Source organism: Hyphomicrobium sp. NDB2Meth4, assembly GCF_900117445.1.
Lineage (GTDB): Bacteria > Pseudomonadota > Alphaproteobacteria > Rhizobiales > Hyphomicrobiaceae > Hyphomicrobium_A.
The window spans coordinates 126,422-151,690 of record NZ_FPEJ01000001.1 but is presented as its reverse complement, the minus strand read 5'-3'; the positions used below and the strand labels follow the sequence as shown (position 1 = coordinate 151,690).

Annotated in this window: 23 protein-coding genes and 1 tRNA gene; 15 read left to right on the top strand and 9 right to left on the bottom strand. The window is 63.6% G+C overall.

Going from position 1 to position 25,269, the window contains the following annotated elements; genetic code table 11:
- Nucleotides 1-11 precede the first annotated feature (11 nt).
- On the bottom strand, nt 12-1,247 hold the full coding sequence (locus NDB2M4_RS00680) for a GGDEF domain-containing protein (RefSeq protein ID WP_072369077.1): 1,236 nt from the start codon (nt 1,245-1,247) through the stop codon (nt 12-14).
- 353 nt (nt 1,248-1,600) lie between these two features.
- On the opposite strand from NDB2M4_RS00680, the gene NDB2M4_RS00675 reads away from it, so the two are divergent.
- From NDB2M4_RS00675 to NDB2M4_RS00665, 3 genes are all read left to right on the top strand, one after another.
- A complete protein-coding gene (locus tag NDB2M4_RS00675) occupies nt 1,601-2,668 on the top strand; it encodes a lipid A oxidase (RefSeq protein ID WP_072369076.1) in 1,068 nt (355 codons plus the stop codon).
- 238 nt (nt 2,669-2,906) lie between these two features.
- A complete protein-coding gene (locus tag NDB2M4_RS00670) occupies nt 2,907-4,742 on the top strand; it encodes a L,D-transpeptidase family protein (RefSeq protein ID WP_083555570.1) in 1,836 nt (611 codons plus the stop codon).
- A 233-nt stretch (nt 4,743-4,975) separates the two neighbouring features.
- The gene (locus NDB2M4_RS00665) at nt 4,976-6,457 is read left to right on the top strand and encodes a peptidoglycan L,D-endopeptidase MepK (RefSeq protein WP_072369074.1); all 1,482 of its coding nucleotides are present in this window, start codon (nt 4,976-4,978) and stop codon (nt 6,455-6,457) included.
- On the opposite strand, the gene NDB2M4_RS00660 is transcribed toward NDB2M4_RS00665, so the two are convergent.
- From NDB2M4_RS00660 to NDB2M4_RS00635, 7 genes are all read right to left on the bottom strand, one after another.
- Nucleotides 6,438-7,400 (bottom strand): hydrogen peroxide-inducible genes activator, encoded by a 963-nt coding sequence (locus NDB2M4_RS00660; protein WP_083555565.1) that lies wholly within the window; start codon nt 7,398-7,400, stop codon nt 6,438-6,440. The genes NDB2M4_RS00665 and NDB2M4_RS00660 overlap by 20 nt on opposite strands.
- Before the next feature lie 331 nt (nt 7,401-7,731).
- Entirely contained in the window at nt 7,732-8,124 is a 393-nt protein-coding gene (locus NDB2M4_RS00655; protein WP_072369073.1) for an EF-hand domain-containing protein, read from the bottom strand.
- Between the two features lie 391 nt (nt 8,125-8,515).
- Complete coding sequence (locus NDB2M4_RS00650; RefSeq protein ID WP_072369072.1) at nt 8,516-8,725, bottom strand: hypothetical protein; 210 nt, start codon at nt 8,723-8,725, stop codon at nt 8,516-8,518.
- A gap of 63 nt (nt 8,726-8,788) precedes the next feature.
- The gene (locus NDB2M4_RS00645; protein ID WP_139247035.1) at nt 8,789-9,067 is read right to left on the bottom strand and encodes a hypothetical protein; all 279 of its coding nucleotides are present in this window, start codon (nt 9,065-9,067) and stop codon (nt 8,789-8,791) included.
- Nucleotides 9,068-9,167: 100 nt separating this feature from the next.
- Entirely contained in the window at nt 9,168-9,338 is a 171-nt protein-coding gene (locus tag NDB2M4_RS19885; protein WP_171987991.1) for a hypothetical protein, read from the bottom strand.
- A 199-nt stretch (nt 9,339-9,537) separates the two neighbouring features.
- A tRNA-Ala gene (locus tag NDB2M4_RS00640) sits at nt 9,538-9,613 on the bottom strand.
- Between the two features lie 140 nt (nt 9,614-9,753).
- Nucleotides 9,754-10,119 (bottom strand): TIGR02300 family protein, encoded by a 366-nt coding sequence (locus NDB2M4_RS00635; protein ID WP_072369070.1) that lies wholly within the window; start codon nt 10,117-10,119, stop codon nt 9,754-9,756.
- A 199-nt stretch (nt 10,120-10,318) separates the two neighbouring features.
- On the opposite strand from NDB2M4_RS00635, the gene aroA reads away from it, so the two are divergent.
- The 12 genes from aroA (at nt 10,319) to map (ending at nt 22,620) form a co-directional block, all read left to right on the top strand.
- Nucleotides 10,319-11,653, top strand: coding sequence for a 3-phosphoshikimate 1-carboxyvinyltransferase (gene aroA / locus NDB2M4_RS00630; protein WP_139247098.1), 1,335 nt, complete (start codon nt 10,319-10,321; stop codon nt 11,651-11,653).
- The gene (cmk, locus tag NDB2M4_RS00625; protein WP_072369068.1) at nt 11,650-12,276 is read left to right on the top strand and encodes a (d)CMP kinase; all 627 of its coding nucleotides are present in this window, start codon (nt 11,650-11,652) and stop codon (nt 12,274-12,276) included. Before aroA ends, cmk begins: the two co-directional genes overlap by 4 nt.
- Before the next feature lie 187 nt (nt 12,277-12,463).
- Nucleotides 12,464-14,197 carry a 30S ribosomal protein S1 gene (rpsA, locus tag NDB2M4_RS00620; protein ID WP_072369067.1) on the top strand — a complete coding sequence of 578 codons (1,734 nt, stop codon included), beginning with the start codon at nt 12,464-12,466 and terminating at the stop codon, nt 14,195-14,197.
- 171 nt (nt 14,198-14,368) lie between these two features.
- The gene (sppA, locus tag NDB2M4_RS00615; protein WP_072369066.1) at nt 14,369-15,328 is read left to right on the top strand and encodes a signal peptide peptidase SppA; all 960 of its coding nucleotides are present in this window, start codon (nt 14,369-14,371) and stop codon (nt 15,326-15,328) included.
- 31 nt (nt 15,329-15,359) lie between these two features.
- Nucleotides 15,360-15,653 carry an integration host factor subunit beta gene (gene ihfB / locus NDB2M4_RS00610; RefSeq protein ID WP_072369065.1) on the top strand — a complete coding sequence of 98 codons (294 nt, stop codon included), beginning with the start codon at nt 15,360-15,362 and terminating at the stop codon, nt 15,651-15,653.
- A 21-nt stretch (nt 15,654-15,674) separates the two neighbouring features.
- Entirely contained in the window at nt 15,675-16,040 is a 366-nt protein-coding gene (locus NDB2M4_RS00605; RefSeq protein WP_072369064.1) for a LapA family protein, read from the top strand.
- Between the two features lie 116 nt (nt 16,041-16,156).
- Nucleotides 16,157-16,816 carry a phosphoribosylanthranilate isomerase gene (locus tag NDB2M4_RS00600; protein ID WP_072369063.1) on the top strand — a complete coding sequence of 220 codons (660 nt, stop codon included), beginning with the start codon at nt 16,157-16,159 and terminating at the stop codon, nt 16,814-16,816.
- 38 nt (nt 16,817-16,854) lie between these two features.
- Nucleotides 16,855-18,096 carry a tryptophan synthase subunit beta gene (gene trpB, locus NDB2M4_RS00595; RefSeq protein WP_072369062.1) on the top strand — a complete coding sequence of 414 codons (1,242 nt, stop codon included), beginning with the start codon at nt 16,855-16,857 and terminating at the stop codon, nt 18,094-18,096.
- A gap of 79 nt (nt 18,097-18,175) precedes the next feature.
- Nucleotides 18,176-19,003, top strand: a complete 828-nt coding sequence (gene trpA, locus NDB2M4_RS00590; protein WP_072369061.1) for a tryptophan synthase subunit alpha — start codon at nt 18,176-18,178, stop codon at nt 19,001-19,003.
- A 163-nt stretch (nt 19,004-19,166) separates the two neighbouring features.
- Nucleotides 19,167-20,249 (top strand): acetyl-CoA carboxylase, carboxyltransferase subunit beta, encoded by a 1,083-nt coding sequence (gene accD / locus NDB2M4_RS00585; RefSeq protein ID WP_072369060.1) that lies wholly within the window; start codon nt 19,167-19,169, stop codon nt 20,247-20,249.
- Nucleotides 20,250-20,349: 100 nt separating this feature from the next.
- The gene (locus NDB2M4_RS00580; RefSeq protein WP_072369059.1) at nt 20,350-21,693 is read left to right on the top strand and encodes a bifunctional folylpolyglutamate synthase/dihydrofolate synthase; all 1,344 of its coding nucleotides are present in this window, start codon (nt 20,350-20,352) and stop codon (nt 21,691-21,693) included.
- 168 nt (nt 21,694-21,861) lie between these two features.
- Nucleotides 21,862-22,620 (top strand): type I methionyl aminopeptidase, encoded by a 759-nt coding sequence (gene map, locus NDB2M4_RS00575; protein WP_072369058.1) that lies wholly within the window; start codon nt 21,862-21,864, stop codon nt 22,618-22,620.
- A gap of 29 nt (nt 22,621-22,649) precedes the next feature.
- Here map and NDB2M4_RS00570 read toward each other — a convergent pair whose 3' ends face one another.
- Complete coding sequence (locus NDB2M4_RS00570; RefSeq protein ID WP_072371521.1) at nt 22,650-25,076, bottom strand: ATP-dependent helicase; 2,427 nt, start codon at nt 25,074-25,076, stop codon at nt 22,650-22,652.
- Nucleotides 25,077-25,269: the final 193 nt, after the last annotated feature.

Sequence of the window (25,269 nt, the reverse complement as noted above, 5' to 3'; positions counted from 1 at the left end):
GATCCGAGCAATCAGCCGACCTGCTGGGAGTCGCTACTGCTCGGATACGTGTCCGGGTTATCGCTGCGCAGGGAACCGCGTCGGCGGCCGCGCAGAACGGGCGGAGAGAATGCTGCCGCGACGACGCGGTTTCGTCCCTCCTGCTTGGCGCGGTAGAGCGCGCGGTCCGCTGCAATCAATAGGGACGGCAGGTCGGAGTTGAGGCGGTCCGTCGCCGACATGCCGACGCTGACGGTCCCCGCCAGCCGTGTCGAGCCCGCATCGAACTTCATCGCGGCGAAGTCGTTGCGGATCTCTTCGGCGATCGCCATGGCGACGGACTGCGAGGCATTGGGCAAGAGGCAGGCGAATTCTTCGCCCCCAAGACGTGCGAAAAGATCTGTCCGCCGGATCTTGGTCGTTGCAACACGGCAGAACGCCCTGAGCAGATCGTCGCCGGTTGCGTGGCCATATTGATCGTTCACGCTTTTGAACCGGTCGAGATCGAACAGAAGCAGGGCCGTCGGCTGGCCGGATATCTCGGCCCGGTCGATGATCTTCGCGCCCTGGCCGAGGAAAGCGCGCCGGTTGGCGACACCCGTGAGCGGGTCCAACAGCGACGTTTGCTCGTGGCGAAGGGCTAGGCGCTCCTTGCTGAGACTGCCGAGCAGATAGACGCCGCAAATACAGAACAGGAGCGTCTCGAAGATGACGGAACCGACCACCAGGGGGTGCGTCTGAGGTCCACCATTCAGCGCAGACACAAGCGGCACGCGGAGCGGAAGTGTGGCGGCATGGACAATGAGAATGACGATGAGGGGCCAGCGGGCGGGTAGCGGTTCGCCACGTCCGCGCCACAGCTCAGCGGCGGCGGCCAGCGAATAGGCCATGCTGATTGCCATGATCAGAAGTGCCCGGGCTGTGCCCACGGCATAGAAGGCCGGCACAGCGCAAGCAGTGAGCCAGATGACTGCTCCAGCGCCTATGAGCGCGGGATGTGAGCGATGTCCCTCAAACGTGCGCACGCCTTGCCACATCACTCCGTAGGCCGAGGTGAGCAACGCATTGGCTGCGAGAATGGACCAAGCGTCCGGGATGCGGCCCCTTGCTCCGATGAGGGCAATTCCAACGGCTCCGAGGAAGAAGGCAAAGGCCCATTGGGCCAGTGACTTGTTACTTCGATGGTGCAGCCAAGACAGCAGTAATAGGGCGCCTGCGATCGCGAGCATGAAGACACCAATGATGAACGTCTGCAGGTCGAGCGACATGTGGAATAGGGCATTCCGGAGCTGCCGGCGGGGTGCGGCAGGGACGTCGAGGCGGGATGGAGAGAAGCTAGGTATATTGAACAGCTGTCAGAACTCAAAGTGAAGATTCGGGCGGTGTGGAGGCCACCCGAGCAGCGGTCTCGGTTCATTTGAGCGGGGTCATTGTTGCTGGCCGCCATCCGGGCTCGTGTAGGCGGATGAAGGGGCCTGGGGTGCGCGGTTGCCTGCGTGCGCCTTGAGAAGGGTCGACTTGCGCGGCGAACCATGCGACGCGCGCTGGCCTGTTCGACGCGGATACAACGTGTCAGAAGACTGGCCGTACTTCAGGGGCGGGGGCGCAGAGAGAAGTCCACATGACAACTTTGATCACGGCGGGACAGCGGCTCGCCTGGGCATCGGTGCCGCGGCCGTCCTCTATCGCGGTCGATAAGATTGCTGCGGCGCTGGCGATGCTCGTTCTTTGCGCCAGCATGTATGCCATGTGGTTCGGCCAGGTCAGCGCGGGCAGCGCGGCACCTCCCGCAGCGGGGAATGCGTCGTCGCAATCGCGTTACGCGCAGCGCGAGACCGTGGTCAGCGCCTACGCAGGCGCGCCGGTCTACCATCGCAGCGACCTCAAACTTCAGCGGCCCGACGGCACCGACATGACGCTGAAGAATATGGGCTGGGATGGAGATTCCTTCTACTTCCCCATCGATGGCGGCGCGCGCGTGATCCGCTGGTCGGGCGCATTCGGGGGAATGATCGACTTCCTGCACAACAAGGCCGTGACGCGGCTCGGGAAGGGCGCGCACGGTCGCAAAATCAAGAATGGCGTAATCGAGGACGTCGAAACGACCGGAACTCTCAAAGGGCAGCCGGCGCCATCTCCGCTGCATCTGACGGATCTGCTCGAGCGGCTAGAGTTTACGCACGGTCACAACGTGCTCATTCCGACAGCGCTGGTGCGGCTCGTTCCACTTTCGCCGGCTCTGCGGCCTTATCTCGGCATCGGATTTGGTGCGGCGGTGCCGCATGTCGAAGTGCGGTTCAAAGGCGAATCCCCCAACAAGTGGACGAACGAATATCAGTACGCTGGACCGGCGTTTCAGGTGGTGGCCGGAATCGAGATGCGCATTGGCCGAGGATCGTATTACGTCGAGTACAAGTTCATCTGGTCGGCCATCCATGCGGCGCTGACCGGAGGCAATTCCTGGTCGCTGAAGGACCTTCGTTCGGACTGGCTGCCGCGCTGGCTGATCGAACCACTGGCTGGCCTGACGGAAATGCCGGGAGATCTGTGGCGGCAATTCTCGCGCTGGCGGTCGGGGACTGCTCCGGCGGAAGGCACGATCGAGACGCACCTCACATCGCACGAGATCGTCATCGGTGGCGGCTACGTGTGGCCAGGCGCTGCGCCCGTCGAACCGGTGCAGCCGTAATTCGGACGAGTGGGGGCGATGGCCGATACCGCGGCGCCGCGCGGCCGTCACCCTTTCGCCGAGGGGCAAAGCGCGTCCTCGAGGGTACGCCGCGTCAAAATGACGATCGGATGACGTCGTAATTGCGCAACAGTTGGCCATCAGGTTCGCGCCCCGGTGCCGCAGGTCGGCATCGCGGGTGGAATCGGCCCTGGCGAGCGGCTAGCGTGCCCGGCAAGGACAAGTGGGAGTATTGCGTATGTTGCGTTGGCGTCCATTGGCATTGGGCATGGCGGCGAGCCTTGCATTCGGGGTTGCGGCCGAGGCGCAGCAATCGGGCGCCAAGCAGGTAGCCGCCGCGGATGCAATTCAAGCTGCCGCTCCCGCTCCGGCCGTCGCGCCGCCACCGGCACCGCAAGATCCTGTCGGTGTCGCCTTGCAGCAGAAGCTGGCCATGAAGGTGCGTGCCGACGAGGGCGAGATCCGGGATCGAGGCGCGCTCGCTGACTATTACGCCGCCCAGGGGTTCAAGGCGTTGTGGGTGGATCAGGCTGGCCTCAACGACAAGGGCCGCGCGCTCGTGGCTGAGATGGGCCGCGCCAACGACTGGGGCCTCGAAGCGAAGGACTTTGCCGTTCCGACGATGGCGGCCGAAGGCGCCCAGGTGAGCGCGGATGCGCTCGCCGATGCGGAAATGACGCTGTCGCTGTCGGCGCTCAAGTATGCGCGCTATGCGCGTGGCGGGCGGATTACCGATCCGGCCACGCAGTTGTCCTCGTACCTCGATCGCAAGCCGCAGCTGGTCGATCCGAAGGTGGTGATCGGGAAGCTGGCGGCGGCTGACGCGCCGGACGCGGTGCTGAGGGGTTTCAATCCGCAGCATCCGCAGTTCGAGAAGCTGCGTCAGAAGTATCTGGAAATGCGTGCAGCCAAGGCAGCCGAGGAAGTCATCCGACTTCCGAACGGGCCGGTGCTCGGGCCGGGCAAGACCGACCCGCAGGTCGCGCTGCTGCGCAAGCGCCTTAAAGTGGCACTCCCGGTTGCAACGGCGGACAAGCCGGTCGATGAGAATTTTTACGACGACCAGCTGAAGGCGGCGGTGATCGCGTTTCAGACGGAAGCGGGCACGCGCCCCGACGGTTATGTCGGCAACGCCACGCGCGCGCTGCTGAACAACGTCGAGACACTGAGCCCTTCGAAGCTGCTGGCCAACATGGAAGAGTGGCGCTGGATGCCGGAAGATCTCGGCAGCCTCTACGTGACCGCCAATATTCCAGAGTTCATGATGCGGATCGTGAAGGATGGGAAGGTCATCCACTCAGAGCGCGTCATCACCGGTCTGCCTGCCAAGCAGACGCCGGTCTTCTCCGAACTGATGACGTCGATCGCCTTCCAGCCGCGCTGGAACGTGCCCAATTCGATCAAGGTCAACGAGCTGTGGCCGAGCTTGGCGCGTGGTGGCACCTACTTCCAGCGGCAGGGCCTGCGCGTGTCGAAGAATGGACGCGACATCGATCCAGAGAGCGTCGATTGGGAATACGCGGACATCCGCGCCTACGACGTCTATCAGCCGCCGGGTGCGCGCAATGTGCTGGGCGAACTGAAGTTCAACTTCCGCAACAAGCACCTCGTCTACATGCACGACACCAACGCGCGAGGGCTGTTCGAAGAGGCGAACCGCACGTTCAGCCATGGCTGCGTGCGCGTGCGCAATCCGCGCCGCATGGCCGAGATCCTGATGAACGAGGACAAGGGCTGGGGACCGGAGAAGATCGCTGACCTGATTGCCAATGGTCCGCCGAATAACGAGGTGCCGATCGACAAGCATATCGACGTGCACATCACCTATTTCACCGCGTGGGTGGACGACGCCGGGGAACTGCAGACCGCGCGCGATGTCTACGGCCACGAGAAGCGCATTACGCTGGCGCTCGAAGGCCGCTGGTCCGAGATCGACAAGGGTATCGACCATCTAGCACCCGTGCGCGCTCCCGAGGCCGTCGCCTCGTCGGGTTGGTCGTGGGGCTGGGGCAGCAGCAAGAAATCGCCCAACAGCGTCGGCGATTTCATCAACCAGGCGCTGGGCGGTTTCTAAAATCATAGCGATTCCGTTAACTCTAAGCGTGGGTTAGCGGAATCCTCCGTTGCCACCGTATTGCCCTTGGGGGGCCAATTTGCGCCCCCATTCGACCCTTAGGAAGCTCAGTTACCGATCATTAATGGTTGGCGATTAACCCTGAGGGAACGTGAATGCCGGTCGCATACCGGGGTTCGGCAGCGCCAGGCGCCGCTGGAACGCCACGACCGGTCAGAACACGGGGTGGCACGTTGGTATCGCGTAAAAAGGCTATCCTCGGCGCGCTGACCGCCGCGCTATTGGGCATGAGCGCAGGCTCGCCCGACGTCGTCGCAGCCTTCGGCTCGACGCGCACGATATCGATGCATCACATCCATACGGATGAGACCATCACCATCACCTACAAAAAGAACGGCAAGTACGATCCAGAAGCGCTGAAGAAGCTGAATTGGTTCCTGCGCGACTGGCGCCAGAACAAAGCGATCGAGATCGACCCCAAGACAATCGACCTGCTGTGGGAGATGCACACCGAGCTTGGCAGCAAGGTGCCGATCGACATCATCTGCGGATATCGCTCGGAAGCGACGAACAGCATGCTGCGCAAGACGCGTGGCGGCCAGGCGAAGAAAAGCAAGCACATGACCGGGCAGGCGATCGACGCCACGTTCCCGGATATCCCATTGAAGCAGTTGCGCTGGTCCGCGGCCATCCGTGAGGTCGGCGGCATCGGCTATTATCCGACATCGGGCGTGCCGTTCGTGCACGTCGACACCGGTCCGGTCCGTGCGTGGCCGCGCCTGCCGCGCCAGGAGCTGGCAATGCTGTTCCCCAGTGGGCGGACAAAGCATCATCCCTCCAGCGGTGGTGACCTTACGCGCGACGACGTGAGAAATGCGCGTCAGAATTCGCAGCTCAGCGCGCAGATGGCGGCATTCTTCGAGCGCCGCAGTCATCCGCGCACCGAGCAAGAGATCATGATGGCGGAGGCGGGCATTACGGCGCCTGCGCCAGTGTTGAAGGCGGTGCCGATGCCTGTCGCCCGCCCGGCGCCGGAAGTGCGTGTCGCTTCGCTCGAGCAACAGGCTGGTGTGCCGCGAGCGGTGTCATTGCCGACGCCGAAGCTGGCGCAGGCCCCGCGCCCTGCCGTGCGGCCGCCGTCCGAGGCGGATCGCGGTCAACTGAACAAGCTGGTGACGCTCGCGTCGCTTGATCCCAGCGAGGCGCTGGGGCGTGCGCGTCCGGCAGTCGACACGGAGCGCCGAAAGCTCGATGCCATGGTGGCGACGGCCTCGCTCGGGTCCGAGGCGCCTGCGCCGAGGACAACGGTCGATACGGGCCGCACAGCAGCCATTGCGCACGATACATCCGCACCTGCGGAGCAGCAGCCGAGCGCCGACGAAAATTGGGCCCCCGCGCCGGAGTTCGATGACGATCATCCCGAGGAATTGTCATACCGGCCGTTCCCGGTCGCTCCATTGCTGACGCAGTCGGCATCGGCGGACGACGAGGCGCTGGTGAAGCTCGTACACCCCGATCTGCGCCGCACGCTCGATCTTCTGGAAGACAAGGAGATCGTGCTGCCGATGCGGCTGCGGCCCGGCAATCAGGTCTCGCACGTGATGTGGGCGCAGCAGTTCCAGGGCGGGGCAGTGGACTTCACCGCACAGCATGCCGATGAAGTCGCGCATGCGTCGGGCATCGCATCACGGTCGGTCAGGACGACGGCTCGCTGAGCGGGCGCGTGTGGCGTGGATGCTTGCGGCCGGGCGGAACGCATCCCTGTGACCATGCCAGCTTAATGAGGCGCGCGAGCGCTTCGAAATCTGCGGTGCGCGGCGAGGTCGATCGCCAGGCTAGCCCGACCGATCGAGAGGGCTCGGGGTCGGCGAAGCGCGTTAAGCCGAGATCGCGTCCGCGCAGCTCGACGTTGAGGCACATTTCGGGCAGCAGCGTAATGCCGTATCCGGCGGCGACCATCTCGACGATGGTCGACAGGCTCGAGACGCCAAAGGTGTTGATGGTCGAGGCCTGTTGCAGGCTGCAATAGGTGAGCGCTTGCTCGCGCAGGCAGTGGCCTTCCTCGAGCAGCAACAGTCGCTCGTGCTCAAGAAGATCCTTGGTGGCGCGTACGCGGCTCGAGAGCTTGCGTTCCGGCGGCAACGCCAGAAGAAAGCGATCGTCGAACAAGGCGCGCGTCTCGATTTCGGGCTGAATGATGGGGAGCGCGAGCAGCAGCACGTCTAGCTTGCCGTCGATCAGTTCCTGGACGAGCGGCAGTGTCTGCGTTTCGCGCACGTGCAGTTCGAGCGTGGGGTAGCCCTCGCGCAGCAGAGGCAGGAGCGGGGGCAGCATATACGGCGCGATCGAGGGAATGACGCCGAGGCGCAGCGAGCCCGACAAGACATTATTGCAGTGCTGGGCGTACTCGATCATCTCGTGCACGTCGCCGAGGATGCGTGCGGCTCGGGTGGCGATCTCTCGCCCTTTGTCTGACAGCAGAACGCCGGCGCGCGTACGTTCGACGAGAAGCAGGCCCAGCTGCTCTTCCAGCTCATGGATCTGCATCGACAGCGCGGGCTGAGTTACGGCGCACGATTCGGCGGCGCGGCCGAAGTGCTGCTCGCGTGCGAGTGCATCGAAATAGCGAAGCTGCTTGAGGGTGACGTGCGGAGGCATAAGAATCTCTGATCTGATGCCGGATAATATACGATTAGAACTTATCCAGAGGGCTGTCTATACGAGGTGGGGACTGGTGCGCACACCTTCTCGTGAACATCGCTGGTTGGGCGTTGAAACGCCCTGGCATGCGAACGCGCGGGTGTGCGGCCTCAAACGATCGGCGGGGTAGGGGCGATCCCTCTCCCCTCAGCCGTGGGCGCCTCGGCCGAGCGCCGAATCGGGCCGGGGCGCCCTCTTTGCTCGAAGGCATCGCTCGGATCATGGCGCATGGAAAAGGGCCGGCTCATGTTGGCCGACCCTTGGAATTATCGCGTGGACCGATCTTGGATCAGTGGATGAGCTTCATCAGATCCTGACCGGCCGGGGAGGCGAGCTCCTTGGCATCGACGGTGCCGTCGTCGTCCGGGTTAGCGGCCTTGAACTTGGCTTCGACGACCGCGGCGTATTCCTTCTCGTCGAGCGTGCCGTCGTTGTCAGGATCGGCTGCCTTCAGGGCAGCTGCGTCAAGAATGCCGCTGAGCTCCTTCTCGTCGAGCGTGCCGTCATTGTCGGGGTTCAGCTTGGCGAATTTGGCTTTCGCACCGGCCAAGGCTTCGGGCATGTCGATCGTTCCGTCGTTGTCGGGATCGAGCGCCTTCAGGGCGGCATCAACGTCGGCGTGTGCGACGGCCGTGCCGGCGAGAAAAAGGGCGGACGCAATCAGCTTTGCCGCAAATTTCATTGTCTTCCTCCTGGGATTGTGGCGCCAAGACAAGGTGGCTCCGGGATTTACCTTGTCACTCCCGTCACTCTAGGAAAGCGTGGCAAAGTGTAACGGGAAAAAATCCTATAACTTTTCGGGAATCGGCGACGCCTTGCGAGGCCCCTAGTCCGATAAATTCGGGCCCGTATTTCTGCAATTTTCTTAATGTGTTACCCGCTGCAAGCTATCCCAGCATGAACTTTTTGGGGTGAGCCGCGCTTATCCAACGAGATGTATTCGTGGAATTGCCCGACCGGGATTCGAACCCGAAATGGATCGGGAAACGCGGACGGGCCGGATTTGACCGCGTCGGCGATTTCCGGCCCGGAAGCGAAAGCTTTTCCGTCACGCGCTAGAATTGGCCTCGGCGCTATTTGGCGTGTTTGGCGCCGACGTTCTTGGCGAGCTGCTCCACCAGGGCTTTATCGATCTTCGCTGGCCGTCTGTGGATGGGCCTATCGGGTTCGGTGGCAGTGGCGTCCCCGGTGGCGAGGGCGTCACTGGCAGGAAACGTCTCCTGCAAGGCCTCGTTCAGCTCTGCGTCTTGCTCGTTCTTGGTCAATCGATTTTTAGCGTCCATAGCCGCACCTTTTTGCCGGAGTGCGAATAACGCCGTGGCGCGGCTAAGCGTTCCGGGCGCTTCCTAGCGCACGAGAAGCGCCGCAACTAAGCCGATGCCTGCCGCGACGAGCATGGCCTTCGTTGGAGACTGGCGAATAGCCCGGTTTACCGGATCGTGGTCGTCGAAGTAGGTGCGCGCTCGCGTAACCCGTTCAAGCTCGTGCTGATAGTTCGTGTCGGTGGACTTGGGGGTCTGCGGGTCCACCGCGGCGTGATCGAGTATCGTTCGCGACGACGACGGCGTTGAGAGATGTTCTTGCATGTTGGCGCGGCCTTCTGCTGATGCACGTGGATAACGCACGCTTTGAACTCCGCGTTCCTCGCTTCGTGCATGGCCGACCGGGCGCGTGAGGCCAGGCAAGGCCGATAAGCTCTGCCGGCGAGCACTCAAAGCCGCAGATTCAACGCTTATTTTCCGGGGGTGGCGTGTCGTTCTCGCGGCGCCAGATGTGCACGATCATCAGTTTGATCTTGAGCGGCAGGTCGCGCCAAACTTGGCTGGCGGTGAACACTTCGAATGACTCACTAGAGGAGTGCACCTTGCCCTGGGGATCTTTTGGGACTGGGATCACCGTCGCCACCTGCTCATGATCGCAATGCAGGCAAACGCATCGCGAGCGCCAGGGTTCCCGCTCACGCGGGCTCGCCGGCGGTCAGGCGACTGCAGAGCCCGAATTCGGCGATGAGATGATCGGAAAGTTGTGCACCGCGCGGGAAGCAGGGAGCCCTGCAAACTCCAGGATTAGTGCGGACTCAAGCGGTTGATTGAGTTGGTGGAGCCAAGCGGGATCGAACCGCTGACCTCTTGCATGCCATGCAAGCGCTCTCCCAGCTGAGCTATGGCCCCTACCGTTGGGAAGGTCCGAGGGCGATGACGCCCCCGAACGAGTTGGCCTCTCTAGTGCCTTCGCCACAAAACTGCAAGGGCGAAATTAGCGCTGCGCGGCGGTGGGCCGGAGAGGCGCAAAAGCTACGCGACGCGAGGGCTTATGGCTCCTCTTCACCCTCGACGCTGCCACCGACGATATCGGAGACATTGCCTTCGTCCTCTTCCTCCTCGAGGAAGGTCTCGTCGGCGTCATCGGCAGCTGCGTCATCGGCGTCGTCATCGACATCGACCAGCACGTCCTCGGCCTCGGCCTCGGCGCCCTCAGCCTCGAACTCGGGCTTCTTGGCCTTGCGCGGAGCCTTTTCCTCGGTGGGAAGTGGGCTGCCGGCAGGCGCGTGGGCAATGGCGTACTTCGATCCGCAGATCGGGCAGACAATTGGATTGCGGTTGAGATCGTAGAAGCGGGCGCTGCAATCGCTGTTCTGGCAGGTCCGCTTGGTCCCGCGGTCTTTATTGGTCGCCATGGAGCCAACCTTTATCGTCGATAAGGGGAATTTTCCGCGGCATGCCACATGGCTGGAGGCTTGTCAAAAACAAACCTTGGCCGGCTTGGGTATCGTTGACACGGGCCCGGCCCGTCGGCTCTATCGCAGCCGCATCCCGCACCGCATTCGCGGTTTCCGCCAACGCCGGAGCTAAGTCCTCTTGTCCGCCGATCCTGCTATTGCCGCCAGGCCCTTGGCCTCTCTTGCCTCAGGTCCTCTCAAGGGACGGGTGCGCGTGCCCGGCGATAAATCCATCTCGCACCGGGCGCTGATGTTCGGTGCGATCTCCACGGGGACGACGCGTCTCAGAGGTTTGTTGGAGGCAGAAGACGTTCTCAACACCGCGAAGGTGCTGAGCGCGCTCGGCGCGCCGGTGACGAAAGCCGGTGGGGAATGGCACGTCAAAGGCCGTGGCGTTGGCGGGTTGAGCCAGCCAGATAGCCCGCTCGATTTCGGCAATTCCGGTACCGGTACGCGACTGATGCTGGGCATCATTGCCGGGCACGACATGACCGTCGAGATCATCGGCGATGCGTCGCTTAGTCGGCGGCCGATGGGGCGCGTGCTGGGGCCGCTGCAGCAGATGGGCCTCGAGATCGAAGGCGCGCGCGATCGGCTGCCGCTCGTTGCGCGCGGCTCGTCGAACCTCATACCAATTACATATGAACTGCCGGTGCCGTCGGCGCAGGTGAAGAGCGCGGTGCTGCTGGCGGGGCTGCACGCGCCCGGCGAGACGAGCGTGATCGAGAAGGAAGCAACGCGCGATCACACTGAGCGGATGCTGCGCCACTTCGGTGCGGAGCTGAGCGTCGATACGCTCGACGGCAAGACTAAGATCACGGTCAAAGGCGATGCCGAGCTCAAAGGTTGCGACGTCGTCATTCCAGGTGATCCAAGCTCGGCGGCATTCCTGGCAGCGGCTGCGGCGTTGGTGCCTGGATCGGATGTCACCATCGAAGGGGTGCTGATCAACCCGACGCGCGTGGGTTTCTACGAAGTGCTGCGCGAGATGGGCGCTGACGTGTCGTTTCTCAACGAGCGGGACGAGGGCGGCGAGCCGGTGGCTGATATTCGCGTGCAGCAGGCGCCATTGAAGGGCGTTCACGTCGCGGCACATCGTGCGCCGAGCATGATCGACGAATATCCGGTTCTGTCAGTCGTTGCTGCGTTTGCCCAGGGCGAGACGCGGATGGACGGCCTTGCGGAATTGAAGGTCAAGGAGAGCGATCGGCTGGCGGCCACGGTTGCCGGACTGATCGCCAATGGAGTCGATGCCGCTTCGGAAGGCGATGTCTTGATCGTCAGGGGCAGCGGGGCTGTGCGCGGCGGCGGATTGGTGGAGACGCACCTCGATCACCGCATGGCAATGTCGTTCCTCACGATGGGGCTCGCCAGCAAAGAGCCGGTGACGGTCGACGATGTTGCGATGGTAGCCACCAGCTTCCCTGAGTTCCTATCACTGATGCAGAGCTTGGGGGCGCGCTTCGGCATGGGCGCGGAGGCGCGCGGATGATCATCGCCATCGACGGGCCGGCGGCCTCGGGCAAGGGCACGCTGGCAAAGCGCATTGCCGATCTATGGGGGCTGCCGTGTCTCGACACCGGGCTGCTCTACCGGGCCGTTGCGCGCGACGTGGCCGCGCGCGGCTTCAGGCTGGATGATCCATGGGCGGCTCTGGCGCTGGCGCGCAGCATCAATGCTGGCGAGCTGTGCGATCCGGAACTGCGTACCCCCAAGGTCGGCGATGGGGCGTCGATCGTGGCGCGGATGCCTATGGTGCGGGGTGCTTTGCTCGCCTACCAGCGCAATTTTTCGGCGCAACCGGGGGGCGCCGTGCTCGATGGCCGCGATATCGGCACCGTCGTATGCCCCTGGGCGGACGCCAAAATCTATGTGACGGCGACCGCGGAAGTGCGCGCCAAGCGCCGCTACAACGAATACGTGTGCCGCGGGGAGCCCGTGGTCTATGAGGCCGTCCTGGCCGATATCCTGAAGCGCGATGAAAGGGATTCATCGCGGGAAAGCGCTCCTATGCGGGCAGCGGCCGACGCCGACTTGCTCGATACATCGGAGTTGGATATAGAGGCGGCATTCGACGCCGCTGTCGGATTGATCAAGAGGAAGATCGGCCAATAGGGGGCCCGAAACGGGTCCCAAATTCGTGTTGGCAGGGCGGAAGGCCCATCACAGCGGCACTAGATCTCAACACACCGCCGGCAGGGGACTGTCCGCACACGCGTGTCGTGGCGGAGGGCTTTGCCGCAATCCGTATCCCTGGGCCGTAGCCGCGGTCCGCGACAACGATTTGAGGAGCACTATTCGCATGCCCGAAACCGCCATCCCGAAAGAGTTTACGCCGACGCACGACGAGTTCGCTGCGTTGCTGGCCGAGAGCCTCGCCAAGGAAGACCTGTTTGAAGGCAGCGTCGTCAGGGGCAAGGTCGTCGGCATCGAGAAGGACCTCGCTGTCATCGACGTCGGTCTGAAGACCGAAGGCCGCGTGGCGCTGCGCGAGTTCTCCGTCGCCGGCAAGCCGTCCGAGATCAAGATCGGCGATGAGGTCGAGGTTTACCTGGAGCGCGTCGAGAATGCGCTCGGTGAAGCTGTGCTCTCGCGCGACAAGGCTCGCCGCGAAGAGAGCTGGACCCGCCTCGAGAAGCAGTTCGAGAAGGGTGAGAAGGTTTCGGGCGTCATCTTCAACAAGGTCAAGGGCGGCTTCACTGTCGACCTCGACGGCGCCGTGGCGTTCCTGCCAGGCAGCCAGGTCGATATCCGTCCGGTGCGCGACATCGGTCCGCTGATGCATCAGCCGCAGCCGTTCCAGATCCTCAAGATGGATCGCCGTCGCGGCAACATCGTCGTTTCGCGCCGCTCGGTGCTCGAAGAGACGCGTGCTGAGCAGCGCGCCGACATCGTCGCCCGCCTCGAGGAAGGCCAGGTCATCGACGGCCTCGTCAAGAACATCACCGATTACGGTGCGTTTATCGACCTCGGCGGCATCGACGGCCTGCTGCACGTGACCGACATGGCTTGGCGCCGCGTCAATCATCCGTCCGAGATCCTCAACGTCGGCGACACGGTGAAGGTGCAGATCATCCGCATCAATCCGGAGACGCAGCGCATCTCGCTCGGCATGAAGCAGCTGCAGGCCGATCCGTGGCAGTCGATCGAGGCCAAGTATCCGGTTGGCGCGCGCGTCAAGGGTACGGTCACGAACATTGCCGACTACGGCGCGTTCGTTGAACTGGAGCCGGGCGTCGAAGGCCTGATCCACGTCTCGGAGATGAGCTGGACGAAGAAGAACATCCACCCAGGCAAGATCGTTTCGACGAGCCAGCAGGTGGAAGTTCAGGTGCTCGAGGTCGACGCCAACAAGCGCCGTATCTCGCTGGGCCTGAAGCAGACCCAGGACAATCCTTGGGAGTCGTTCCTCGCCATCCACCCGAAGGGTTCGGAAGTCGAAGGCCCGATCCGCAACATCACCGAGTTCGGCCTGTTCATCGGCCTCGAGGGTGGCGTCGATGGCATGGTCCATCTGTCCGACCTCGACTGGACGAAGCCGGGCGACGAGGTGATCAAGGACTACAAGAAGGGCGACAACGTCAAAGCCGTCGTGCTCGACGTCGACAGCCAGAAGGAGCGCATCTCGCTCGGCATCAAGCAGCTCGCCGGCGATCCGATCGACTCGCTGTCGAAGTACAAGAGGGGCGACACCGTCACCTGCAGCGTCGTTGCTGTTCAGGAGAACGGTATCGAGGTGAAGACCGCCGATGGCGAACTGACCGCCTTCATCAAGCGCTCCGACCTGTCGCGCGATCGCTCCGAGCAGCGCCCTGAGCGCTTCAATGTGGGCGACAAGGTCGACGCGTTCGTCGTTTCCGCCGACAAGGCTGCACGCCGCCTGTCGCTCTCGATCAAGGCACTGGAAATCGCCGAGGAGAAGCAGGCCGTGGCTCAGTACGGCTCGTCTGACTCGGGTGCCTCGCTGGGCGACATCTTCAAGGCTGCGATCCGCAAGCGTGAAGAGGGCGAGGACGACAAGGAAGACAAGGAATAAGAGCCGCTACAGGAATAGCGGTCTCGGCAACTTACAGCGCGGCGGAGGGCTTCCTTCTGCCGCGCTAGGTTTTTGGCAAGGCTTGTCCATCAGTTCTCTTGTCGACCGCGCTATCCTTGCCTAACGTCGCGGTTGCCCTGGGGCACGCCCCAGTTGTGGTCGGAGTGTCGGATGACGGCAGAGATCGATACCGTGCTGGATCGTCGGCGTTTGCGCCGACGGCTGACTATCTGGCGCGGCCTCGCCATTGCGGCGCTGGTGGGCGTCGTGTTTGCGCTTGGCGCCAGCACGGGTGAGTGGTCGGAGATCGGCGCGAAGCAGATCGCGCGGGTGACGATCACCGGCACGATCACCGAAGATCGCGATCAGCTCGAGATGCTGAAGAAGATCGCGGATTCCGACAAGGCAGCGGCGCTGCTGGTGTTCGTCAACAGCCCGGGTGGCACCACGACGGGCGGCGAAGCGCTGTTCGGCGCGCTGCGCGACGTTGCCAAGAAGAAGCCAGTAGTTGCGCAGTTCGGTACGGTGGCGGCATCGGCCGGATATATCGTCGGGCTCGGTGCGGACCATATCGTGACGCGCGCCAATACCATCACGGGCTCCATCGGCGTCTTGATCCAGTGGCCGGAAGTTAGCCAGATGCTGGATAAGATTGGCGTCAAGTTCAACGAGATAAAGAGCGGCGACCTAAAGGCCGTTCCGTCGCCGTTCGAGCCGTTGAGCGAGGAGGGCCAGAAGGTCACCAAGTCGATGATCGACGAGGGTTTCCGCTGGTTCCTGGGCCTCGTAGAGGCGCGGCGTGGCATTAAACCCGACCAGATCCCGGGTCTGACGCAGGGCCGGGTGTTCACGGGCCGGGAGGCGGTTCAGCTGAAATTGGCCGACTCTATCGGCGGGGAAGACGAGGCGGTGGCGTGGCTGCAGAGCGCCCGCAACGTCGATAAGGGTTTAAAGGTCGTGGACTGGAAGCCGAGTTCTGAGGCTTCACTTGGGCTGTTCAGCTCAGTCGGGTCTGCGGCGGCGAGCTTTTTCAACCACACCTATTTGGCCCAAATGCTTGGCCGGGCACCCTCTATGGCCGGTCTTGGCCTTGACGGGCTTATCTCGGTTTGGCACCCTTCGGAAAACTAATAGATTACAGTAATTTGCTGGCGGGGCAGCGATGATTAAATCCGAGTTGATCCATAAGATTGCAAGCACCAATCCTCATCTTTACCATCGTGACGTAGAACGCATTGTCAAAGTTGTGTTCGATGAGATCGTAGAGGCACTGGCGCGAGGTGATCGCGTCGAACTCCGCGGTTTTGGCGCATTCACGGTGAAGCATCGTGCCGCCAGACAGGGTCGCAACCCGCGCACTGGAAGATCGGTTTCTGTGGCTGAGAAATTCGTGCCCTTCTTCAAGACCGGTAAAGAGCTGCGCGATAGGCTCAACCACGGCAAGGAAAGCCACTAACTCAAACGTCGAGGCGCGCAAGTGTTGAAGCGGATCGTCTGGCTGCTCATCGCCCTTCCCGCAGGGCTGTTGCTGGTGACGCTTGCTGTCGTCAATCGCCACGAAGTGCGCCTCGTGCTCGACCCGTTCCGGCCAGAGAACCCCGTCATCTCGCTGGCGCTGCCGTTTTACGTCTACCTCTTCGTCGCCATGCTGGTTGGCGTGGTGCTGGGCGGGACTGCCGTGTGGCTGACGCAGGGCCGATGGCGCCGCACTGCCCGCGAACAGGGCCGTGCCGCTGCACGATGGCACGCCGAGGCTGACCGTCTTACGCGCGAGCGCGATGCGGTTGCCGCCACGAAGTTGCCCTCTACGCGCCGCCCGCGGCTTGCGGCAACCGGCTCGTAAAAGCAAATTCGCGACAGCCGAGTTCTTTGCACCGCGCATGACGCGGCCGAAGCCATTATCTATCCGGGTTATATGCGATCAGGCGTCCAGTGAGGCGCCAGCGAGCCATTGCTACGATGACGACGAAAGTCAAAATATGCGGGCTGCGCGATGAAGCGGGGCTCGAAGCTGCGCTGAACGCGGGTGCCGACTACGTCGGGTTCGTGTTCTTTCCGCGCAGTCCGCGTAACATCGCGCCGGCAACGGCGCGTGTGCTCGCCGACAGAGCGCGCGGGCATGCGAAGATCGTGGCGCTGCTGGTCGATCCGGACGATCAGCTGCTGGAACAGGTTGTGGGCGTGGTTGACCCCGACATCATCCAACTGCATGGCACCGAAAGTCCGGCGCGAGTTGGCGAGGTGGCGCGGCGGTTCGGCAAGCCGGTGATGAAGGCGGTTGCTGTTGCCAGCGCTGACGATGTCACCGCCGCGCTCAGCTATCGGGGTGTTGCCGAGCGCATCCTGTTCGACGCCAAGGCGCTGCCGGGCGAGGCAGCCGCACTACCGGGCGGCAACGGCATCGCGTTCGACTGGCAGGCGTTGGCGGGCCTCGAAGCCGGGCTCGATTTCATGCTGGCGGGCGGACTTACTCCGCTCAACGTCGCCGAGGCAGTACGGTTGACACGGGCACCCGCGGTCGACGTTTCCTCGGGTGTCGAGACGAGACCCGGCGAAAAGGACCCCGAACTCATCCGCCGCTTTATTAGCGCGGCAAAGACGGCTAATCAGACCCCCTGAACGAAGGCCCGCGTGCAAAGGGCCGCAAAGGATCGACCATGGCGAGCGCGAACGACAAGTCGAAGGACGCCAAACTTAATACCCTACGCAGCGGGCCCGACGAGCGCGGGCACTTCGGCATTTTTGGCGGCCGCTTCGTCGCCGAGACGCTGATGCCGCTGATCCTCGATCTGGAGAGAGCGTACAACGAGGCGAAGGCGGATCCGGCGTTCCACGCGCAGCTCGCCTATCTCAATACCTACTACTCGGGGCGGCCGAGCCCGCTCTATTTCGCCGAGCGGCTTACCGAACACCTCGGCGGCGCGAAGATCTACTTCAAGCGCGACGAGCTCAATCACACCGGCTCGCACAAGATCAATAACTGCCTCGGCCAGATCCTGCTGGCCAAGCGCATGGGCAAGACGCGCATCATCGCCGAGACGGGCGCGGGGCAGCACGGCGTTGCGGTGGCGACGGTGTGCGCGCGCTTCGGACTGCCGTGCGAAATCTTCATGGGCGCGACCGACGTGCAGCGGCAGAAGCCGAATGTTGCGCGCATGCACATGCTGAAGGCGAAGGTGAACCCGGTGACGAGCGGCGCGGGCACCTTGAAGGATGCGATGAATGAGGCGTTGCGCGACTGGGTCACCAACGTGCACGATACGTATTACATCATCGGCACCGCGGCAGGCCCGCACCCCTATCCAGAGCTGGTGCGCGATTTCCAGTCGATCATCGGCAAGGAAGTGCGCGAGCAGATGCAGGCTGCGGAAGGGCGGCTGCCTGACACGCTCGTTGCTTGCATCGGCGGTGGGTCGAACGCGATCGGCCTATTCCATCCGTTCCTCGACGACGAGAGCGTGAAGATCTACGGCGTCGAAGCCGGCGGTCACGGCGTCGACGTCGAGAACGGGCACGCGGCCTCTATGACGGGCGGGCGCCCCGGTGTGCTGCACGGCAACCGCACGTATCTTCTGCAGGATGCCGAAGGGCAGATCCTCGAGGGCCATTCGATTTCGGCCGGCCTTGACTATCCGGGGGTTGGCCCTGAGCACTCGTGGCTGAAGGATACCGGGCGCGTCACCTACGTGCCGGCAACTGACAAGGAAGCACTGGATGCTTTCCAGCTCTGCGCGCAGCTCGAAGGCATCATTCCGGCATTGGAGCCAGCGCATGCGCTGGCGTTCGTGCAGAAGCTCGCGCCGACGCTGCCGAAGGACAATCTGTTGGTCATGAATATGTGCGGGCGCGGCGACAAGGACGTGTTTGCCGTCGCCGGCTATCTCGGCATGGATATTTAGGGAGGCAGTGGGCGGTCGGCAGTCGGCAATAGGCGGTGTCAAAACTGCCGATTGCGAACTGCCTACTGCCTTCTCACGCATGAGCAAAGAGACACGCATCGATCGGCGTTTCGCCAAGCTGAAAGCCGAGGGACGGCCGGGACTCGTCACGTTCATCACGGCGGGCGATCCGGACCTCGAAACCTCGAAGAAGATCCTCAACGGCTTGCCGGCGGCGGGTGCGGACGTGATCGAACTCGGCATGCCGTTCTCCGATCCGATGGCGGACGGTCCGGCGATCCAGGCGTCGTCGCTGCGCGCGCTAAAGGCCGGGCAGAAAATGCGCGATACGCTGGCTATGGTCGCGGAATTTCGCCGCCAGGACGACGAAACGCCGATCGTGCTGATGGGTTACTACAACCCGATCTACGTTTACCCGGGCGAGGCCTTCATTGCCGACGCGCTGGCTGCTGGTGTCGACGGGCTGATCGTCGTGGACCTGCCGCCGGAGGCGGACGACGAGCTTTGCGTGCCGGCCACCGAGAAGGGGCTCAACTTCATTCGCCTCGCCACTCCGACCACCGACGACAGGCGGCTGCCGGCGGTTCTCAAGAACACCTCTGGCTTCCTCTATTACGTGTCGATCACCGGGATCACCGGTTCGGCAGCCCCGAATGTTAACAATGTTCAAAAGCAGATCGCGAGGATCAAAGAGTCGACGGCCCTTCCCGTCGCGGTCGGTTTCGGCGTAAAAAGCCCCGATCAGGCGAAGGCGCTCAGCAAGGTCGCCGACGCTGTCGTGGTTGGCTCGGCGCTTGTTGGTGCTATCGAGAAGAGCCTTGGTGCCGATGGTCGCTCCACTAGCGAGACGGTGCCGGCTGTCCTAGATTTGGTTGGCGCACTCGCGGCTGCGGTGCGGGGCGCTTGAGCCCAGCCGATGCCGCGGTTTAACCGCTTCGTTGCCGCAGTGCGGCAAGAGGCCTATAAGCGCCATAATTAGGGGGATGTTCTCGCCTGTGTGTTAGGCTGAACCCCTTGAAATACAAGCATACACTGCCGAATAGTCGGGCCATGTCGAGAGGCCAAAGAGCGTGAACTGGATTAACAACGTCGTCCGGCCGAAGATCCGCAGCTTTCTGACGACGAAGCGCGAGGTCCCCGACAACCTGTGGATCAAGTGCCCCGAAAGCGGGCAGATGGTCTTCTACAAGGACCTCGAGGCGAACCAATTCGTGGTGCCGGGGTCCGACTACCATATGCGCATGGCGTCGGATGTGCGCCTGCAGCTGCTGTTCGATGGCGGCCAGTTTGCGCGCGTGCCGATCCCGTCCGTCCCGCTCGACCCCCTGAAGTTCCGCGACGGCAAAAAGCGCTACACCGACCGCCTGCGCGATGCCAAGGCCGAGACCAACCTGGAAGACGCGGTGCTGGTCGGCGAGGGCAAGCTCGACGGTATGGAGATCGTGGCGGCGGCCCAGGACTTCCGCTTCATGGCTGGATCGCTCGGCATGGCGGCGGGTGAGGGCGTGATCGCCGGTATGCTGCGCGCGGTCGAGAAGAAGACACCTTTCATTCTGTTTGCGGCTTCGGGCGGCGCGCGCATGCAGGAGGGCATCCTGTCTCTGATGCAGATGCCGCGCACGACGATTGCGGTGGAGCGCCTGCGCGAAGCTGGGCTGCCCTATATCGTGGTGCTGACCGATCCGACGACCGGTGGCGTGACGGCATCTTACGCGATGCTGGGCGACATCCACATTGCGGAGCCGGGCGCGCTGATCTGCTTTGCCGGACCGCGCGTGATCCAGCAGACGATCCGCGAGAACCTGCCGGAGGGCTTCCAGCGCGCCGAATACCTCCTGGCGCATGGCATGATCGACATGGTCGTGCATCGCCATCAGATGCGCGAGACGCTGAGCCGGATCTGCCATCTGTTGATGCACCAGCAGCCCTCGAAGCACGTCGACAAGAAGAAGCTCAACGGCAAGACGCACCTCAATGGCAACGCCAGCGAAGCTCACCTCATCACCACGCGCACCACAACGGTGCAGGTGATCGAGCCGGAGATCGTCGAGCCGGAGGAGCGTTTCGATCCGGCGCGCATCGAGCATCACGAAAGCGAAGGCGGCACCGAGGAGGCGACGAAGCGTTCGCTTCCCAAAGACAGACAGCATTGATGTCTGCTAACCCATTGCGGTCTCCCGGGTGGTTCAGTGCCGGGGGACAGCTGCTCAATCCGCCACCACTGGCGCGCCGAGCTTAGCGGCGGAGGGCCCGATGCCGACGAGCGCAAAGCTCCTCGCCGAAATGAAGCTGTTGCACCCGCTGCTGATCGATCTGTCGCTCGGCCGCGTCGAGCGGCTGCTCGCAAAGCTGGGCGATCCGCAAAAAAAGCTGCCGCCGGTCGTGCATGTTGCGGGCACCAACGGCAAGGGCTCAGTCACGGCGTATCTCAAGGCCATGCTGGAGGCGGCGGGCGCGCGCGTGCACGTCTATACGTCGCCGCATCTCGTTCGCTTCCACGAGCGCATCGAACTCGCCGGCGCGGACGGCAAGGCGGCGCCGATCGGCGAAGCCGAGCTGGTCGACGTGCTGACGCGCGCGCAAGCGGTGAACGGGCATGACGACATCACGCAATTCGAGATCACGACGGCTGCCGCGTTCCTAGCGTTCGCGGAAAATCCTGCTGACGTGCTGCTGCTGGAAGTCGGTCTGGGCGGGCGGCTCGACGCGACGAATGTGGTCGAGCGGCCGGCGCTGGATGTGATCACGCCCATTTCGCTCGACCATGCGGAGAAGCTGGGTGCGACGCTAGCTAAGATCGCGGGCGAGAAGGCGGGTATCCTGCGCCGCGGCGTTCCGGCGGTGATCGCGCAACAGGATCCGGAAGCTGAGGACGTTATCCGCGCCGAGGCGCTGAAGGTTGGCGCGCCGCTGATCGTTTGGGGCGAGCACTTCGACGCTTACGAGCAGCGCGGGCGTCTCGTCGTGCAGTCGGAAGATTTGCTGCTCGACCTGCCGCTGCCGTCGCTGGTCGGCTGTCATCAGGTGGTGAACGCAGGCACGGCTGTTGCCGCGGCGTTGCGCCTTGCAGCTATGCTGCCGCACCTCGGTATAGGTGAGCGCGCAATCGAGCAAGGATTGACGAGCGCACGCTGGCCGGCACGCATGCAGCGTCTCGACAGCGGGCCGCTGCCGTCGCTGCTTCGTCCGGGCGCGGAGCTGTGGCTCGACGGCGGGCACAATCCGGCTGCGGGGCGCGCGCTGGCGCAGACGCTGGCCGATCTCGAAGAGCGCTCGCCAAAGCCGTTGCATCTCATCGTCGGGATGATGGGGCTGAAGGATGCGGCCGGTTTCCTGGCGCCGTTCCGTGGGCTTGCACGCCACGTCGTTACGGTGCCGATCCCGGGTGCGCACGAGGCGCCGCATGCGCCGGAGACGCTGGCCGAGACCGCGCGCGAAGTGGGCCTCGATGCCGAGAGCGCCAATGACATCATCTCTGCGCTGAAGCGCACGGATGCTGTAGAGCCCGGGCCGAAGCGGGTGATGATCTGCGGGTCGCTTTATCTCGCCGGCCACGTGCTCGGCCTGCAGGAAGGCGTCGAGCCGCAGGCTAATTGAAGTTTGCTGACACGGGCTGAGAGAAGCTTGTTTGCGGCTGGCTGCTCGCGGGCTGATGGCCGGCTTGCGCCGGGCTCCCCCTGATGATCGCTTCGTCGCACAGGGCGCGGCATGTGCGGGTGGCGGCGAACCTGTGCTATCAATTCGCGGGAACGGACAGGGCTGCGAATGACGATTTCAAACGAAGAAGAGCTGGATCGCCTGAAGGAGATTGGCCGCGTTGTCGCGAACACGCTCACTGCGATGGGCGCTGCGATCGAGCCAGGTATGACCACTGGCGAGCTGGACGCGCTTGGCCGAGCTCTGCTGGAGAAGGCAGGGGCTACGTCTGCTCCCGAACTCTGCTACGGATTCCCTGGGGCCACGTGCATCAGCGTCAACGAGGAGATCGCGCACGGCATACCGGGCGAACGCAGGATTGCCAAAGGCGACCTGATCAACATCGACGTTTCCGCGCAGAAGGATGGCGTTTTCGCCGATACGGGTGCGTCATTCGCCGTGCCGCCGGTTTCCAAGTCGATCGAGCGGCTGTGTCGCGATGGACGGCGAGCGATGTGGACGGGTATCAGGCAGGTCGGTGCCGATAAGCCGCTCGGTGGCATCGGAAAGGCGATCGGCGAATTCGCACGCCGCAACCGCTACACGCTCGTTCAGAACCTCGCCAGCCACGGCGTCGGGCATTCGTTGCACGAGGAGCCTACAGAGATTGCGACTTGGTTCGATGCATCCGAGCGGCGCATCATGAACGAAGGGCTCGTGTTCACGGTCGAGCCGTTTTTGTCGTTGGGTGCGGAATGGGCGGAGGATAGCGGGCGCGCTGGAGATGCGTGGACGCTCTTCGGCAGCCCGAGGGCGCCGACGGTGCAGTACGAGCACACCGTGGTTGCGACCCGCAACGGGCCTCTGGTCGTTACCTTGCCAGGCTAGCTACCGGCAGCCGACGTCTCGTGGCGTAATCAGGCGCGGTCGACGAAACTGTCGACGACGCGTTTGCGGCCGGCTTCGTCGAATTCGATGGTGAGTTTGTTGCCGTCGACGTCGGTGACAGTGCCAAGACCGAACTTCTGGTGCAGCACACGCTCGCCGCGCTTGTAGCTCGCAGGCTCTGAGGACGAAGCGACAAGCTCGCCTTCGATGGTGAGGGGCCCGCGCTTCTTGCGGTGATCGGAAGGCGACCACTTCTTCGGCTCAACACGTGTGCGCTCTTGTGCGCGCTGCCAGCCGGGCGTGTCGTAGTGGCCCTCGAACGGTTCGGCGTCATCGAAGCGGCTTTTCGCATAGCCGGAACGGCCGAAGGTGCCGCCAAAGTTCTGGTAGGCGCCCCCGAAAGGCATCTTGGCTTCCGTCACCTCGACGTGAGCTTCGGGCAACTCGTCGACGAAACGCGAGGGCAAAGCGGATTGATAGAGCCCGCGGTTGCGGCGGTTCTGAGCGAAGGAAACCTTGGCGATGCGCTTGGCGCGCGTAATGCCGACGTAGGCGAGACGGCGCTCTTCTTCGAGGCCGGCCTGTCCGCTTTCATCGAGGGAGCGCTGGTGCGGGAAGAGGCCTTCCTCCCAGCCGGGCAGATAGACGATCTCGAATTCGAGGCCCTTGGCGGCGTGCAGCGTCATCAGCGAGACGCGCTCGCCGTCGCCAGCCTGGTCGACGTCCATGACGAGGCTGACGTGCTCGAGGAAGCCTTCGAGCGTCTCGAACTCGTGCATGAAGCGCACGAGTTCCTTGAGGTTTTCGAGCCGCGACTGGGCCTGCGGGCTTTTGTCGGCCTGCCACATGGCGGTGTAGCCGGACTCATCGAGGATCAGCTCGGCAAGCTCAGTGTGCTTCATGGTGCGGATCTGGCCGCGCCAACGCTCGAAGCTGGCGATGAGATCGGCCAACGCCTTGCGCGCCTTGCCGGGAAGCTCCTCGGTTTCGGCCATGAGCTGCGCGGCCTGATACATCGGCATGGAGCGGGCGCGGGCAAGCTCGTGTACGCGCTTGACGGAGGTATCGCCGATGCCCCGCTTGGGGACGTTGACGATGCGCTCGAACTTCAGGTCGTTGGCCGGATTGGCGGTGATTTCGAGGTAGGCGATGGCGTCCTTGATTTCCTGGCGCTCATAGAAGCGAGGGCCGCCGATCACGCGGTAGGGCATGCCCATGGTGATGAAGCGGTCTTCGAAGGCGCGCATCTGGAACGAGGCGCGCACGAGGATCGCCACCTCGTTGAGCGGCTGGTTCGAGCGCTTCTGCATCGTCTCGATGTCGTCGCCAATTGTGCGGGCTTCTTCCTCGTCGTCCCAGACGGCGGTGACGGCGACCTTGGTGCCGAGGTCACCGTCGGTGAAGAGGGTTTTGCCCAGGCGTCCGGTGTTGGCGGTGATGAGGCCGGAGGCGGCGCCGAGGATGTGTCCGGTGGAGCGATAGTTGCGTTCCAGGCGGATGACGGTCGCGCCGGGGAAGTCCTTGTCGAAGCGCAGGATGTTGTCGACCTCGGCTCCGCGCCAGCCATAGATCGACTGATCGTCGTCGCCGACGCAGCAGATGTTGGGCGAACCCTGGGCGAGGAGACGCAGCCAGAGGTACTGCGCGACGTTGGTGTCCTGATACTCGTCGACGAGGATGTAGCGGAAGCGGCGCTGGTAGTCGGCGAGCACGTCGGGGTGCTGGGTGAAGAGGCGCAGGGTCTCCAGCAGCAGATCGCCGAAATCGCACGCGTTCAGCTCTTTGAGACGCTGCTGGTAGGCGGCGTAGAGCTGGGCGCCCTTGCCGGAGGCAAAGCCGTAGGCCTCACCGGCCGGAACCTTGTCGGGCGTCAAGCCGCGGTTCTTCCAGCTGTCGATCAGGCCAGCGAGCTGGCGCGCAGGCCAACGGTCCTTATCGAGTTTCTCGGCTTCGATCACCTGCTTCAGGAGGCGGATCTGGTCGTCGGTGTCGAGGATGGTGAAGCCGGACTTGAGGCCGACAAGCTCGGCGTGGCGGCGCAGGATCTTGACGCCGATAGAGTGGAAAGTGCCGAGCCAGGGCATGCCTTCGACAGCGCCGCCGACGAGGAGGCCGATGCGCTCCTTCATCTCGCGCGCGGCCTTGTTGGTGAACGTGACGGCGAGCACTTGGCCGGGATAGGCGCGCCCGGTGGCGAGGATGTGGGCGATGCGTGTTGTCAGAACGCGGGTCTTGCCGGTACCGGCGCCGGCGAGGACGAGCACGGGGCCATCAACGGCTTCGACGGCGGCGCGCTGTTCAGGGTTGAGGCCGTCGAGATAGGGCGCGGCGGCCATCGGCGCGACGCCTGCGCTTTGCAGGGCGCGGGCGGATATCGATTGCCGCGGTGCCGTGGGCGCGGGCGCTGGCGGCGCTGCTTCGGGAAGGTCGAATGGGGGCTCGTGGCCGGCGTTCAACGGCGCTGCAGATGCAGGCTGCGCGGGGGCCGCCGGCAGGTCGAACGGCAACTCGTCCGCGTCCTCCGAAGATGCCGCGTTCGCCAAATGTTTTCTCGTGTGCACCATGGTTTCGGACTATAGCACCCGGCCTCTGCGGGCAACGCCCGCGGTCGGGCAACCCACATCAGATATGGGGGCCAGCGGACACAGC